Source organism: Chitinivibrionales bacterium (genome assembly GCA_035516255.1).
Classification (GTDB): Bacteria; Fibrobacterota; Chitinivibrionia; order Chitinivibrionales; family FEN-1185; genus FEN-1185.
Genome location: DATJAL010000027.1, coordinates 116,587 through 132,806, shown reverse-complemented (window position 1 = coordinate 132,806; position 16,220 = coordinate 116,587). Strand labels below are relative to the sequence as shown.

Annotated in this window: 10 protein-coding genes; 9 read left to right on the top strand and 1 reads right to left on the bottom strand. The window is 58.7% G+C overall.

Going from position 1 to position 16,220, the window contains the following annotated elements:
* Both VLX68_08250 and VLX68_08245 read left to right on the top strand, forming a co-directional pair.
* Nucleotides 1-268, top strand: a 268-nt coding sequence (locus VLX68_08250) for a hypothetical protein (GenBank protein ID HUI92223.1), incomplete at its 5' end; no start/stop codon positions are given.
* A gap of 28 nt (nucleotides 269-296) precedes the next feature.
* Nucleotides 297-1,997: a glycoside hydrolase family 30 beta sandwich domain-containing protein gene (locus tag VLX68_08245; GenBank protein HUI92222.1), complete on the top strand. Its 1,701-nt coding sequence runs from the start codon at nucleotides 297-299 to the stop codon at nucleotides 1,995-1,997.
* A 41-nt stretch (nucleotides 1,998-2,038) separates the two neighbouring features.
* On the opposite strand, the gene VLX68_08240 is transcribed toward VLX68_08245, so the two are convergent.
* Nucleotides 2,039-3,622 carry a substrate-binding domain-containing protein gene (locus tag VLX68_08240; GenBank protein ID HUI92221.1) on the bottom strand — a complete coding sequence of 528 codons (1,584 nt, stop codon included), beginning with the start codon at nucleotides 3,620-3,622 and terminating at the stop codon, nucleotides 2,039-2,041.
* A gap of 474 nt (nucleotides 3,623-4,096) precedes the next feature.
* Between VLX68_08240 and VLX68_08235 the strand changes: the two genes are divergently transcribed.
* From VLX68_08235 to VLX68_08205, 7 genes are all read left to right on the top strand, one after another.
* Nucleotides 4,097-5,641, top strand: a complete 1,545-nt coding sequence (locus VLX68_08235; protein ID HUI92220.1) for an FGGY family carbohydrate kinase — start codon at nucleotides 4,097-4,099, stop codon at nucleotides 5,639-5,641.
* Between the two features lie 35 nt (nucleotides 5,642-5,676).
* Complete coding sequence (locus VLX68_08230; GenBank protein ID HUI92219.1) at nucleotides 5,677-6,813, top strand: hypothetical protein; 1,137 nt, start codon at nucleotides 5,677-5,679, stop codon at nucleotides 6,811-6,813.
* Nucleotides 6,814-6,968: 155 nt separating this feature from the next.
* Entirely contained in the window at nucleotides 6,969-8,354 is a 1,386-nt protein-coding gene (gene xylE, locus VLX68_08225; protein HUI92218.1) for a D-xylose transporter XylE, read from the top strand.
* A 65-nt stretch (nucleotides 8,355-8,419) separates the two neighbouring features.
* The gene (locus VLX68_08220; protein HUI92217.1) at nucleotides 8,420-10,186 is read left to right on the top strand and encodes an amylo-alpha-1,6-glucosidase; all 1,767 of its coding nucleotides are present in this window, start codon (nucleotides 8,420-8,422) and stop codon (nucleotides 10,184-10,186) included.
* A gap of 26 nt (nucleotides 10,187-10,212) precedes the next feature.
* Nucleotides 10,213-11,568: a hypothetical protein gene (locus VLX68_08215; protein ID HUI92216.1), complete on the top strand. Its 1,356-nt coding sequence runs from the start codon at nucleotides 10,213-10,215 to the stop codon at nucleotides 11,566-11,568.
* A 244-nt stretch (nucleotides 11,569-11,812) separates the two neighbouring features.
* Nucleotides 11,813-13,384 carry a T9SS type A sorting domain-containing protein gene (locus VLX68_08210; GenBank protein HUI92215.1) on the top strand — a complete coding sequence of 524 codons (1,572 nt, stop codon included), beginning with the start codon at nucleotides 11,813-11,815 and terminating at the stop codon, nucleotides 13,382-13,384.
* Between the two features lie 194 nt (nucleotides 13,385-13,578).
* Nucleotides 13,579-16,218 carry a hypothetical protein gene (locus VLX68_08205; protein ID HUI92214.1) on the top strand — a complete coding sequence of 880 codons (2,640 nt, stop codon included), beginning with the start codon at nucleotides 13,579-13,581 and terminating at the stop codon, nucleotides 16,216-16,218.
* The last annotated feature ends 2 nt before the right edge of the window (nucleotides 16,219-16,220 follow it).

Sequence of the window (16,220 nt, the reverse complement as noted above, 5' to 3'; positions counted from 1 at the left end):
GGACAGCTATCTCAGCTACACCGGCGAGCTTGCGGCTGTCCCGACACCGCCGGGGTCCGGCGAGACCGACTACGATTACACGCATGACGACTGGAAATGGATCGTCTATGCAAAGAAGACCATCCTCGGCAGGCTGTCTTTTATCGGCCTGGTGGGACGCGACCACCTCAGGACCGAAACGTACATAGAGAAGTACCAGGATTACGAGGAAACGCTCATCAAGAACAGCCATTGGTACTGGGTGCTCAAGATCAAATACGGTTTCTAGCCCGCGATTTTTCAGAACGGAGGAGATCATGCCGATTGCAAAACGTTTTTCACGAGGTGCGGCCGTGAAATGGCTGCTTGTTATTCTGCTTGCCGCGGGAGCGGTGTCGCCGTCGCATGCGGTGCTCAGGGCAAAATGGCGGACATCGGTTGCAAATGCGCCGTGGGCGGCGGAACAGCAGCTGCCCGTTGTTGCCCACACGACGCAGGCGACCGAAATAGACGTCGACACGACAGTCCAGTTCCAGACGATGACCGGATGGGGCGGAAGCCCGAACGAATCGTCGGTGCTCGCGCTGCACAAGCTGCCGCAGGCGCTGCAGGACAGCGTGATGCGGGCGCTCTTCGACACGGTGAGCGGCTGCAAGTTCAACATGATCCGCCTGCCCATCGGCTGCAGCGATTTTTCGCTCAACGGCTACTCGCTCGACGATTCGGCGGGCGACGACGAGATGAAGTACGTGAACATCCACCGCGACAGCCTCGTAACGCTCGACTTTGTCAAGAAAGCCGTCGCCGTCAATCCGGCGCTCAAGGTTTGGGGGAGCCCGTGGACCGCGCCCGCCTGGATGAAGGCCAACGACAACTGGTCGGGCGGCGCCTCCTACCCGAGCACGGCGTGCGAACTGCACCAGGACATAGCGACCCTCACCGCCTATGCGCTGTACTTTTCAAAAGTGGTCACGCTGTTCAAGAACGACGGCATTCCGTTCTTTGCGCTCGCGTTCCAGAACGAGCCGTACACGTGCCAGCCGTTTCCCTCCATGATCTGGCCCGACGGAGCCACGATGCTGAATTTCATGAAAAATTATCTGGGCCCGCGCATGAAGGCCGACCATCCCGACGTCGAGCTGTGGACCCCCACCATGAACCTCAACGACTCCAACTACTACATCCCCATGCTCAGGGACAGCTATTGCAGCAGCATCATCACCACGGTGTGCTACCAGTACCAGGGCGAGCAGGTGATCAACTACATCCACAAGAAGTTTCCCAACCTGCGGGAATACGGCACGGAACTGGTGTGCGGCGGCGGCGACAACCAGTGGAACTACCCGCAATCGCAGACTTTCCCGGAAATCAAGCTGCTGGTCGCGAACGGCGCGTCGGGTGCCTTTCAATGGAACCTGCTTTTGGCCAACGGCGGGTGGAGCGCCCAATGGGGAACCGGCGCCTGGCAGCAGAACTGCATGATAACCATAGACACCATCGGGAAAAAGATCGTGTACAACTCGCAGTACTACGGGCTCAAACACCTGAGTTACTACATACGGCCGGGGTCAAAGGTGCTCAAGGTGACGGGACAGTACGACACGAACGAGATTTCCGTAAAGAACCCGGACGGCAGCATCGCGGTGGTGACCAACAACCAGAACAACGCGCCGCAGAACGTGGCGATATGCGTGGGATCGCAGATGGTGACGGCCACCCTTCCCGCGCTGTCGTTCGCGAGCTTCCTTATTTACGATTCCACGGCGACGGGCGTAAATACGGCAGCGGTTCCTGACAAACCGGTTCCGGCGCCGCGCACCCTCAAGGTGAACGGCGACGGGTTCGCCCTTCCGCATGAATATGCGCAAACGTCAAACATCTGCGCGGTCTATACCTTGCAGGGGAGGCTGGTCCGGGAATTTTCCGTGAGAAGCGGCGTGGTCAATCTTTCCAAAGACTATGGCATGTCCCGCAGTATTTACATTGTGAGATTAAGGCCGGATATAAATCGTCAATAATAAATAATCTGGGTCGAAGGACGAGGGGTACGCCCGGGTTTTTATTCAACCGAACCTTTAGCAGGTCTCATCGTCGAACGCCGCTCAATTATCGTGCCCTCCGCCTCGATCACGGCCTTGTGCCGGGGCGACGACACCGACGACGGCCGCAGCGCGTACCGCAGCATGACGCTCACGATGCCGCTCAGGTTGAAGTCGTACGAGGTGAGCTGGTATTCCATTGCGTCAAGCGTATTGTCGAACGAGATGATCGAGAGGTCTTCGGGGACGCGCACCTTGACCTCCTTGAGGTAGTCGAGCGCGAGCGTCGCGGCGTAATCGTTGGCCATCACCCAGGCGGTGACCGCCTTGTTCTTGAGGGCCTGCCCGAACAGCGGGACCATGCGGTGGTAGATCTCGCCCGTGGCGCAGTTCCATTCGGTGAGGTACTTTGAGATGTTGTAGCTGATGTGGCCGAATTTCCTGAAGAACTCCGAGTCCGCGTATTTCTGCCATTCGCGGTAGGCCGCCACGATGGTCTGGACGTCGTCGGGGTTGTTTTGGTCCTCTTGCAGAAAGTCCCACTGGAAGGCGTACTGGTCGAGTACGTGCATGCGTACGTTGCCGGCGTATCCCGCGTCGCGGAAGATTTCGCTTACGCCGCTGCTGCGCTGCCGCGACCACGGCGCCTTGTGAAACGGCGAGAGGAACGCGACGTTTTTGTGGCCCAGGGTGAGCAGGTACTGCGCCACGGATCGCGGGGGCCGGATCGACATGGTGACGGTGAAGAGCTGCAGGTAATAGTTGCTCGCGGTCCGGGCGGAGGCCTCCCATCCTCCCACCACGTCGAGCACGGCAACCGGTTTTTTATACCCCACGATTTTTTTTATCACCTCCTCGGGCGGGATTTCGAGGTTGGCGACGATCATGATGATGCTCAGGATGTTGTCGTTTGAAAGGTCGTACGGCTTGCGGGTGATGGTGTCGATGAAGCAGAGCCGGTCGCCCTGCCTGCAGTACACCACGATGTCGAGCGCCACCTTGCTCTGGATGCACTCCGACTCGAGGATGCGGAAATAATTCTTGTCCTGGTAATCGATCCACAGCGTCCCGTCCTCCCAGCCGCACCCGATCGCGACGATACGCACCGTTGATTCCGATTTTGTCAATGCCGGCGCGATGTACCCCCGCTGGTGCGGCCTGATGATCTCCTGCGACGAGAGCGTTTCGAGCGCCTTGCGCAGCGTGGGATACGACACGCCGTACATTCCCTGGAGTTCCTTGCACGAGGGCAGGGGCTGGCCCGCGGGAAACCTTCCGGTGAGTACGTCCTGTTTGAAGCGGGCAAGCATTTTCTGCCATACCGGTTCGAACTGCTCAATGTCCGGATAAACGGCGGGCGCTTGCATCGCCGCCGGAGGTGCGGGGGCTGATTTGTCACGCCGTCCTCCGGCGCGGCCGAGGTTTTCCCGCGAAAGCATTCCCTTGCGCCTGAGCTGGTCAACTGCCTTCCACATGGTGACGAACGAGACGTCTGCGGCCTTTGCGAGCGATTTAATAGTGGGGAGTTTTTGCCTGAAGGCGCCGGTCTCGACGCCGTGGGTTAAATAATGGACCGCTTTTTGGATGCCGGGTCTTTTTTTCATAGGAGGAAATCCCTAGTTTGATGTTTTTCTTAAAAATAAATTTGGGCGTTCCGCGGCGGCCCTTCTTACGGTCCACCCCTTCGGGTGCTTCTCCCTCGTCAGGGATTTCCAAGGGTCACAAGGGTCGTCGTCCTTCGGCTCGGGCTGCCGCGGCCCGAGGTTTTGTTGGGGCGGTTCGCGAACCGCCCCAACAAAACGGGCCCGGGGGCTGAAGGCCCCGGATGCATGCGACGATCAAACTGTCACGAGCGCGTGGGCGCTGCCACGCAAAAATATTATATAAAGGATCCTTTGCTCTTCCTGCCTGAAATGGATCACGATATTTAAAGATATATCAATTAGATAAACAAAGTAACTAATTCTATCAGGCTTTTTACTGCCTCATCTTTTAAATTATTTGGCAGATGATTCCATATTATCAGCATTGAAAAGAACAATTTAAGAGTTGATAAAAAAGTTCAGGGTGATATTTTCATGAACGACACCGGATACCTCCTCGGCCTGGACATCGGCAGTTCGTCGATAAAGGCGTCGCTGCTCGATATTGAAAACCAGAAGGTCGTCGCCTCGGCAACGAGCCCGGAATCAGAAATGGAAATCATTTCCCCGAAACCGGGCTGGGCGGAACAGCATCCGGAAACCTGGTGGAGCCACGTAAGGCTCGCCATTGCCGCGCTCAGGCGGAATCCCCAAATCGATATGAAAGCGGTCCGCGCCATCGGCATAGCGTACCAGATGCACGGGCTGGTTATGGTTGACAAAAACGAAAAACCGCTCGCCAACGCGATCATCTGGTGCGACAGCAGGGCGGTCGAGACGGGCGAGCGCGCATGCGCCGCCATCGGCGGCGCCCAATGCCTGTCGCGGCTCCTCAATCCGCCGGGAAATTTCACGGCCTCCAAACTCGCATGGGTAAAGGAACATCTCCCCGACGTCTACAAGAAAATCCACAAGATCATGCTGCCGGGCGACTACATCGCCATGAAACTCACCGGCGACATCTTCACGACGCCGGGCGGGCTTTCCGAGGGCATCATGTGGGACTTCACGTACCACCGGCTCGCGGATTTCCTCTTTGACCATTTCGATTTCAGCTACGACCTGGTGCCCAAAATCGTTCCGTGCTTTTCGGCGCAGGGCGGCGTAACGGCAATGGTTGCGCAGGAGCTCGGGATCGAACCAGGGGTTCCGGTTTCCTACCGCGCGGGCGACCAGCCCAACAACGCGCTGTCGCTCGCGGTACTTGAGCCCGGGGAAATCGCGGCAACCGCGGGAACCTCGGGCGTGGTGTACGGCGTCAGCGATGCGCCGGTCGTTGACCCCGCGTCGCGCCTCAACACTTTTGCGCATGTCAATTACACGCCGGGCTCTCCGCGCTACGGCGTTCTCCTGTGCGTCAACGGCACGGGCGTATTGAACCGGTGGCTGCGGCGGAACCTGTGCACCGTTGGCGGCGAGAGCCTGACCTACGAGCAGATGAATGCCGAGGCGTGGAAAGCGCCGCCCGCGTGCGAGGGGCTCATGGTGTTCCCGTACGGCAACGGCGCCGAACGGACCCTGGGAAACCGGAACGTGTCCGCCTCCATCCACGGCCTGGATTTTTCCGTGCACGCGCGCAGGCACCTGCTGCGCGCGTCGCAGGAGGGCATCGTGTTCGCCCTGAAATACGGCCTTGACATCATGCGCAAGTCCGGCATCCTGGTGAAAACGGTGCGCGCCGGGCACGCCAACATGTTTAAAAGCGAGCTTTTTGGCCAGGTGTTCGCTGCGGCCTGCAACGCGACCGTGGAGCTGTACAACACCGACGGCGCCCAGGGATCCGCGCGGGGCGCGGGAATAGGCGCCGGTATATTCCCTTCGGTAAAGGACGCCTTTAAGGGGTTGTCGGTCGTGCGCACGATTCCGCCGGATAAAGAACTTGTCGCGGTATACGCCGGCTGGTACCGGCAATGGGCCGACAGGCTTGACAAAATAAGGCCGCATTCGGAAAAGCGGGAAGCGATAAAACAGGTCGGTTAAGTGTTTTCATCTTAAGCTTAGAAGGGCATCGTTGTATGGCAGAACCAAAATCGTTTCACAGTGTGTGCAGGTGGACATTTCACGCGGGCAAGGGAGGATTCGTTCCCTCCGACATCCGCAAGCAGTGGGGAGCGGGAAAGCTCGACACCGTGAACCTCATCGGGTTGATAAAAAAGGAAATCGCGCCGCGCCTGCCGCCGCACATCCAACTCGGCTACGAAGTGCATTACGACACCGAGGTCGACGAAAAAAACGCGGCGGCCGTGGCGGACGCGCTGCGGGAAAACGGCATGTATCTAGCGATGATGACGCCCGGCGCGCACAGCCACTTTGCCTACGGCGGCATCGCGTCGCTTGACGGAAAGGAAAGGTCGGCGGCGCAGGACATGGGCAAAAAGGCCGTCGACCTCACCTACGGGCCGCTTGCCAGGGCGTGGCACCCGGAGGCGGGGCTTGCGCCCGCGTTCGTGCTGTGGAACGGGTCGTACGGCTACGACATCGCGACCGTCGGACTAAAAAAAATGTACGCGAACCTTAAGGAAAGCATCGCGGCGTTGTGCCGGCACGAGGCATCGCAGGGCGGAAAACTGTACATCGCCATCGAGCCGAAACCCAACGAAGGCCATCCGGCGCTGATGCTTCCCACGGTCGCAAGCGCGCTTCTGCTCTGGTACAATCTCGAACAGGAGTTCGGGATCAAGCGCGACAAAAAGGGCATCAACAAGGAATTCGGGCATTCGGAGATGATAGGGCTTGACCATGTGTACGACACGGTGGAAGAGCTTGACAACAACGCATTGCTCCACATGCACATGAACAGCCAGGGCTGCGATGACGGCATCATCCTAGGGGGGGCCGGCAAATTCGACATCGACCACGGCGTGAAGATCAACGGCATGAACATCGCCATCGCCGGCCTTCTCGCCGAATCGGGCTATAAGCGGTGGAAGGGCCACGACATGCAGGTGCGGCCGTACGACAGCGAGCGCCAGGGCATCGACCGGGTGGTGCGCAGCATCCTTTCGTGGGACGCGTGCGAAAAAGCCGCCGCGAAACTCGAGACAAAAAAGTTGTTGGGGTTCCTTGCGAAAAGGGAAACGGCAAAAGCGGAAGACATGATGCGCGAGGCGGTGATGGACGCGTGCGCGGAGTTCAAGAAAATGTATAACTGATGCTTGTAGCGTTGAAGGAAGATGAATTGATTGTCATTCCTGCGGAAGCGGGAATCCATTTCAAGTTGCTCTAAAGAGTGGGTGCCCGACCGGTGTCGGGCATGACAAAAAACTGCAATGCCAAGGCGGAGAGTCCGCGCGCAAAAGGAGAATAAATGGCTCAGAAGGAAAACGGCAGCAAGGCCTACGTTCTCGCCCTCACGTTGGTGGCGACGCTGGGCGGGCTGTTGTTCGGATACGACACGGCCGTGATATCGGGCGCGGTGGGATCGCTCAAGGCGTATTTCATCGACTCGCGGCACCTGGGCGTTGACGCGGGCAATTCGCTGCTGGGCTGGGCAACGTCAAGCGCGCTGCTCGGCTGCATCATCGGCGGCGCGATTGCCGGGCTGGCAAGCAACCGGCTCGGAAGAAAAAGAGCCATGATCGCGGCCGCACTTTTGTTCCTTTCCGGCGCCATCGGCACCGCGCTGCCCAACCAGCTCATCGTGTTCGTACTGTTCCGCATCGTGGGCGGCATCGGCGTGGGCATGGCGTCCATGCTGTCGCCCATGTACATCGCCGAGATCGCGCCCGCCGCCATCCGCGGCAGGCTCGTCTCGTGGAACCAGTTCGCCATCATCTTCGGCATGCTGGTGGTCTATTTTGTCAATTGGGGCATCGCGCTGCAGGGAAACGAATCCTGGCTCAACACCACGGGCTGGCGCTGGATGTTCGCCTCCGGCGCGATCCCGTCGTTTCTGTTCCTCGTGGCGCTGTTTTTCATCCCCGAAAGCCCGCGCTGGCTCATGATGAAGGCGAGAAACGACGAGGCGTTCGGCGTGCTTGCGAAGGTGGGGGGCCAAGGCCACGCGGCGGCGGAGGCGGACGAGATCAGAAAGTCGCTTCTGCAGGAACGGGGAAAAATATTCTCGTTCGGCACGCTGCTGGTATTGATCGGCATCATGCTCTCGGTGTTCCAGCAGATCACGGGCATCAACGTGATCCTGTATTACGCGCCCGAGATTTTCAAGAAGATGGGAAGCACCACCAATGCCTCGCTGCTGCAGACCATCATCGTGGGCGCGGTGAACCTTCTGTTCACGGTGATCGCCATCCTCTCTGTTGACAAACTGGGACGCAAGGCGCTCATGCTGATCGGGTATTCGGGCATGTGCGTCGGCATCACGGGCGTGGGCGTGACCGCGTTCCTCAACCAGGCCGGGCTCGCCATGCTCATGATGATGCTCTTATACATCGCCTGCTTCGCGCTGGCCGCCGGGCCGGTCACCTGGGTGCTGCTCTCGGAGATATTCCCCAACAAGATACGTGATTCCGTCATGTCAATAGCCGTGGCCGCGCAGTGGATCTCCAACCTCGCGGTGTCGTGGACGTTTCCCATCCTGCTCGGCAATGTGTTTCTGTCGGACAAGTTCCACGGCGGGTTCCCGTTCTGGATCTACGGCAGCATGTGCGTGCTCTCCGTGCTGTTCATCTGGAAGCTGGTGCCGGAGACGAAGGGCAAGACCCTCGAAGCAATGGAAGCGCTGTGGAAGAAGTAGGGGAAGAATAGCCACAGAGACACAGAGGACACAGAGAAGAATAAAATATAAAAAAGGAAGTTGTCATGAAATTCTTAACTTTTTCTTCGTCAACCGTCGCAATGATACTGTCAATAAGTCTTTCTCTTCCGGCCGGTGCGGAAAATTTCGTCTTTACTTCAGGCATTTCCAAGTACGACAACCCGTTCAAGAACGCCAAGGCGAACATCGACACCAACACGGTGCAATCGGCCGACGGCAGCACCGTGTTCAACGCGGGCGCGTTCTGGGCGGAGGTCTGGGAGCGCGACGGCTCCTATTCCATCGAGATGGCGTGCGGGCACCTCGATCCGGTGACGTCGAAGAACACCTTCAACTACAACACGGCGCAGTGGAACGGCCTCACCGTGCAGCGCCAGGACGTATGCGGACACTTCGGAGGGTGGCCGAACCTCACCGACGGCATCGTGTGGGCGACCGGCGCCTGGGCCTATTACCGGGAGACCGGCGACCAAAGCTTCCTCTCGTGGGCGTATCCCATCGTGCGCAACTCGCTTGCCATGGCGGAGACACCCGGCGCCGGCGGGTGGGTGGTGCTTGACAAGACAGACAGCCTGTACCGCGGCTGCTCGTCGTTCATGGAATCGAACAGCGCGTATCCGCCGCCGTTCGCGGGCAACCAGAACTATTCCGACCTCACCAAGCCCGCGGTGGGCAACACCAAGTGCGGCAGCACGAACATGCTGTATTACCATGCCTGGGTCGTGGCCGATTCCATGGCAAAGCTGCTCGGAAAGCCACAGGCCACGCTCGATTCCCTCAGCGCAAGGGCATTGACGATCAAGAACGCGATCAACAAACAATTATGGAACCCGGCCAAGGGATACTACTATTACATCAAGTACCAGGACGGCAAGACGTTTCTCGACAGGAACGAAGGCCTCGCCGACGCGTTCGCGATCCTCTACGACATCGCCGATTCGTCAATGAAGGAGAGCATCCTGAGCAACACCGTTCCCTGCGCATGGGGTTACCGCTGCCAGTATCCGCAGGACACCAACTGGATGTGCTACGCCAAGGGGTGCCCCACGGCCCAGGACGCCGACTATTACCATACGGGAATGGTGTGGCCGTTCGTGCAGGGCTACATCGCCTGGGCCGCGACGAAGATCAAAAACATGGCAGCCTTCACAAACTGCATCGACAAGCTGGCGCAGCTCTGGGCCCACACGCAGGGCGGGGAGTTCCTGGAATTCTACCGCCCCGAGCAGGGCACGCCCGACGGCGGCCATCGCCAGCTCTGGAGCGCGTCGGGATACATCTCCATGGTGTTCCACGGGCTGTTCGGCATGAATTTCGACGTTGACGGCATCCGGTTCGACCCCATGGTGCCCGACACGTTCAAGAACGCGATGACCCTGGACAACTTCATTTACCGGAAGGACACGCTCAATATGACAGTCACGGGACCGGGAAAATACCTGGCATCGTTCACGCTCGACGGCGCGCCCCATGAGCCGTTCTTCTCCGGCGGCCTCGCGGGAAAACATACCATCGTGATGAACATGTCGAATACGCCGGTTGCGGTGGCAAGTCCATTGTGCGGTTTAAGTTCTGCGGGAAACGGCGGGATGAAGATAACCGCGAGTTCCGCTCGGTCAACAAGTTTGACTTTCGGCTCATGTAAAAATGTGAAGGCGGCGATATTCTTGCTTGACGGAAGGTGCGCGGGCGAATTTACATCGGGAAATGGCAGCATTGTCATAGCAAGACAAATCTTGAAACCGGGCGCTTATATCATCAAGTGGAATTCCGGAGCAATCGGCGGCATGCAGAAGGTTCTGCTTAAATAAGATTTGATAAAAAGGATATTCCGCAAATGATGATAAATAAAAAGGTCCCCCGCAAAAAAATGCCCATCGCCGCGATTGCCATCGCCATCATGCTATTCATCGGCATTCCCTGCAATGCCGACAAGCCCGACGTGACGTTCAATTATTCCGGCTACACCGCGTACCAGGCCGGCGAAATCGTGAAGGGCATGTACGGCATCAGCTTTGACCGGCTCGACCATCAATGGCAGAACTTTTTATACGGCGGCGTGGACGTTTGCGCAACGGTCAACAAGCGGCTGCAAATCGTGGTGGGCACCGAATGCGAGCTGGCGCAGGCCGTTATCGACCCCGCCACGATCACGCTGTACGCGCAGGACCTCGACTCCTACAACATGTTCTACCGGTTTTACGCCGACGAGATGAAGGGAACGTACCTGTTCGGCACTACAGACGATCCGTTCCTGAAAATCACCCTGGGATATTTCAAATATACCTATAACCATGATGTCAAGAGCCTGGGCGAATACCTGTTCAGGGCAACGGCGTATCCGGGCTACATCATCAACAGCTTCGCGTCGGTGTATGCGCGCATGGCCGGGCTGTGCCTGGAATACAGGCCCCTCAAGGGCCTGACAATCGACGGCTTGTTTACAAGCGAGACACAGTATCCGGTGGGCGACCTCACGCCCTCGCTCGTGGCGAGCTACGCCATGGGCGGCGGCGAAGGCCGTCCGTTGGTCGAGGTGGGCGCCGGCGTGAGCTTCACGCGGCTTATCCCCATGAACCCGGCGCTCACCACGTCGCATTATCCGGCAAACCAGCTCGTTTCCTACGACACGCTGTATCCCGCGCCCGCCGAGACCACGATCGTGTCCGACACCACCTATTGCTCCTTCGCCGCCACCAAGGTGATGGCGCGGTTATCGTTCGATCCCAAGCAGCTCTTCGGCGGCCCGAAAATCTTCGGCGACCAGGACCTAAAATTATACGCGGAGGCCTGCATCCTGGGAACAAAGGACTATCCCATTGCCTACGACAGCATCCTCAGGCGCATTCCGGTCATGGTGGGGTTCAATGTCCCGGCGTTCAGATTGCTCGATGTTCTCTCCGCCGAAGTCGAATGGTACGACAGCAGATATTCCAACAACTACAAGCACACGTATTTCGATACGCCGCGCAGCCCCCTGCCGCTTTTGGCTCTGGGAGAGCCGGCGCATTACGCCTGGTACTGGGACATTTTCTTCTCCCGGACCATTGTTCCGGGCCTGCAGGTGATGGGCGACGTCGGCCGGACGCATTACTTTACAACAGGAAACCTGCAGTTCTACCGCGACACCAGGGAGGAATGCCCGAGCCAGGGCGACTGGCAGTTTACGCTTAGGGCGCAATTTAATTTTTAATTTGTAAAGTAATAATGGGGGGAGGTCTCCCCCTCTTTGGCGCCGTGACTCCCTCGGCCGGATCATTTGAGTGGCTGTCGTTGCGACAGTGGTGATAGAGAGTTTACACGGAGGAAGAAGAGGTATGATAAGGGACTAAATTCGAAACGCCTTTTATCAATAATAGCCGGTGGATGGTAGCATAATAGGAGCATAGTCTCCATTTCGAATCCAAGATACTTTAATAAATTGACAAAGGAGGATCATGAGGCACCTTCAACGATTAAGCGACGGCGGGTCGCTTTTCACGCTCCCTTTCCGCGTGTTCATCATCATCACCGTTCTACTTACTCTTGCAACAACCCCTGCCGCGGCCCAGGACACGGTGGACGCCACGACCCTCGTGGGCAAATACATGTGCGGCTACCAGGGCTGGTTCGAGTGCCCGGGCGACGGGTCGGGCGGAGGGTGGTTCCACTGGTTCAACAGCCAGACGCCGTCGTATTCGTCGCTCAACGTCGACCTGTTCCCCGATTTCACCGAGTACGCGGCGAGCGAGCTGTTTCCCACGAACATGCACTACGCCGACGGCTCCGTGGTCAAGCTGAATTCCGCGTACCCGGAAGCGACGGAGATGCGCCACTTCAAGTGGATGAAGGACTACGGCATCGACGGCGCGTGGGTGCAGCGCTTCGGCCCCAAGCACGTGGGCTGGACCGATTTCACCAACAAGGTCCTTCTCAATTGTAAAAAGGCGGCCGAGACCTACGGCAGGGTGTTCGTGGTCATGTACGACGTTTCCGGCGCGAACAACGCCACGCTGTTCGACGACCTCACGAGCGACTGGAAATACCTCGTGGACACCTTTAAGGTCACGCAGAGCGTGCGGTACCTCAAATACAAGGGCAAGCCGCTCGTGTCGGTGTGGGGGTTCGGGTTTTCCGACAGGTCAATCACCACCGACGTGGCGCAGAACATCATCACCTGGTTCCAGACCGGCGCCGACCCCAAGTACCAGGCAACGATCATGGGCGGCGTGAATGACGACTGGCGCACCACCACCACGGCGTGGGCCACGGTGTGCCGGAGCGTCGACATCATCAGCCCGTGGCTCGTGGGCAGGTTCGGCGACACCGCCGGCGCCGATTCCTGGAAAGCAAGCCACCTGGTCCCCGACATCGCGGAATGTAAGAGCCTCGGCAAGGACTACCTGCCCGTGATATGGCCCGGGTTCTCCTGGGCGAACATGCACCAGGGCACCACGCCGCAGAACCAGATCCCGCGCCTGGGCGGCAAACTGTTCTGGGACCAGGCGTACAACTGCGTGAGCGCCGGCGCCACCATGCTCTACAACGCGATGTTCGACGAGGTGGACGAGGCCACGGCCATTCTCAAGGCGTGCCCGAAAAAATCGCTCGCGCCGGCAGACGGCTACACATTGACGCTTGACGCGGATGGATACAACCTGCCGAGCGACTGGTACCTGCGGCTGGCCGGACTCGCGAAGCAAATGCTCACGGGAAAGATTCCGGTGTCAAAGACCATGCCGATCGATCCGTCAAACCCGTCCCGGGTGGCAAAAGGCGTTTGTCAATCGATGCCGGGTTCCTGGATGGAAAGAATGTCCGTAAATGACAATACGCTCAGGATATTCCTGAAGTCGGCGGGACCGGTTGAGATCATGATTGAAAAGGTCAATGGCAGAATGGCAAAAGTGACCAGAGACAATGACGCGTCACGTACAATTGAAATCCCGATATCCGATTTGTCCAGCGGTGTGTATGTGGCGCGGATAAAGTCGGGAAACAGTGAATTTGTGTCCAAGATTGTTAGATAAGGTTCATAATAGTTGAATTATTCTGACGCGGACGCCATTCCGCGAACGCGGGAAAACGACTGTGACGGCATACAATGCTAAAGGAGTTTCGGCTCCTGCCAATCCGGTCAAGAGACGGGATGGACTCCCGCTTTCGCGGGAGTGACAATGCACGGACCTCATTTCATTAAAAAATGTTCATAATCGGAGAACCTATGAAAAAACATTTTATCCTCCCGGCCCTTGCCGTTCTGGCGCTCTCTATCATGACAAATAACAGTTCCGCCGCCACCCACTCCTTCGACCAGTCGGCGGGCGTGCTCTCCGTCGATTACGGCCATTACCTTTCCAAGCACAACATCGTGTTCAACAAGCCCATCACCAACCCGACAAACGCCCTCACCGTGGGCAACGGCAGGGTGGGCGCCATGGTATGGAACGCGAAGGGCGTTTCCCTGCAAGTGAGTGGTGTTGACGCATCGGAAGAGACGTGCTTTTCGGCCGGGTGGTGCACGCTGTCAACGCTGCCGGGCATGGACTCGAACTACGCCGCGTTCCAGCAGTACCTGAACCTCTACGACGGCACGGTTACCGCGCACTGGGACAACAACCGGACCGTGACCTTTTTCGGGGCGCCGAATTCGGAGGTCCTCGGCATCCACGTGGAAGACGGACGCGCCAATGTCAATTCGGTCGCGTTCCAGATCGCGATGTGGGACCCGAACACCCAAATGACCTCCAGCGGCTCGTGGAACTCCATGATGTCGGACGTGCCCGACATCAACACGTGGAAGACCGTTACGCCGTTTGCGAACCAGAGCGCGGCCGGGATCAGCCGCGGCCAGACCGACGCGAACAATTTCGGCTACACGCTGGCCGCGACCGTCGAGGGCGCGTCGTTCACCACGAGGCAGGTGGACGGCCGCACGGTGGCGCTGCAGATCACGCCCGCGCCAAGCTACACCATCTGGATCGCCTGCGCGAGCCGGCTCAACGCGCCGGGAAATAATTCGGTGACCCAGGCGCAAAACCTGCTTGCCGCGGTCAAGACCGCCGGCTACAACGCCACCATGACCGCGTTTGTCAACTGGTGGCACGCGTTCTGGGAGAAATCGTTTGTTCAGTATTCCAATTCGGCCGGCGACGCCGACTACTGCGAGAACTACTATTACCTCGCCGCCTACATCATCGCGTCGGGCGCGTACGGGAACTATCCGTTCCACTTTATCAACGGCGTGTACAAGAGCAACGCGGACATCGGCATCCACTGGAGCGGCGCGTACTGGTACTGGAACCAGCGCGACGTGTACAACTCGTTTCTCGCCTCGAACCATCCCGACGCGCTTTCGGCGTTTTACCGTTTGTATAGCAGGGTGCTTTCCAAGCTCACAGCGTTCACCATGACCCGGTTTTCCATCGACGGAGCGTGGACGCCCGAGACCATGCGCTGGGACGGCGACGCCACCTGGACGACGACCAGCACCTACACCGACCGGATCTACACGACGGGCTCCGAGGTGGCGTCGAACATGTTCATGCGCGCCTGTTACACCAACGATTCGGCGTTCCTGCGCGACACGGCCTATCCGTACATGCGCGAAACGGCAAAGTTCGTCGCGGGGAAGCTTTCGTACGACACGGCCGCGAAGCAGTACTACATGGCCAACTCCAACGCCCACGAGACCTACTGGGGCGTCAAGAACGCGATCACGGACCTCGCGGAAGTGCGGGCGCTGTTTCCGCAGGCGATACAGGCGAGCAAGGCGTTCAACGCCGATGCAAGCCTCAGGCAGCGGTGGCAGGGGATCCTCGACAGCCTTGTTCCTTACAAAACGGAACCGTACAACGGCGGGACCCGCTACCTGGCGTACGATCCGCCGGCGGTGAGCCAGAGCAACGGCGAAAACGTCGTGTGCGAGCTCATGTGGCCCTACAGCGTGACCGGCATCGGCGCGCCCGATTACCAGACCGCGCTGAACAACTGGAACAGCAGGCCCAACCCGTATTCGAGCGTCTGGTCGCCCGACGCGATCCAGGCCGCGCGCATGGGCCTGGGCGACGAGGCTTTCAACGGCCTGCGGCGTATGCTCGCCTCGTACCAGAGTTATCCCAACGGCTTTACAAACAATACAAACGGCGTGTTCGAGTTCGTGGGCGTGCACCTGCTCGCCATGAACGAGTCGCTGCTGCAGAGCCACAGCGACACCATCAGGGTTTTTCCGGCGCTGCCGGCCGACGCGACGCTCTCTACGAAATTCACGCTCCTTGGCCGCGACGGGTTCCTGGTGAGCTCGGAGCGGGAGGCGGGGGACATCAAATATGTCGGCATCAAAAGTTTGTACGGCCTTCAGGCCGCGGTGGTCAATCCATGGACCGGCCAGCAGGTCCAGGTGCGGAGGACGTCGGACAACGGCGTCATCACGACGTCGTCGGGCAACGTGATATCGTTTGCCACGTCGGCCGGCCAGGTGTATGTGCTTGAGCGGACCGCCAAGCTCCTGAGCACCTATACCCTCGCGCAGCTCACCGCCGCCGCGAACGGCTCGGCGAAGACGATGACCTACAACGGCACCACCCTGATCCTGGGATCGGGGCAGGGAAACCCGGTGGGAACGCTGATGCCTGTATGTCAAGCTAAAACCCTTGCGTCCGCGGTGCGGACCTTCACGGTGACGTCGGACCGGTTTGCCGTCCAGAATCCCGGCCGGCATGATGCATATGCCGTTGCGGTGTACAGTCTTTCGGGGCGGCTGATCAGGGCGATGACCGTCGATAAGGAGTTCGTTGACATGCGCAAGGACGTTCGGGCGGCGGGTGGGACCTATATCGTCAAGGTAAAGGCGCTTTGCAAGTAACC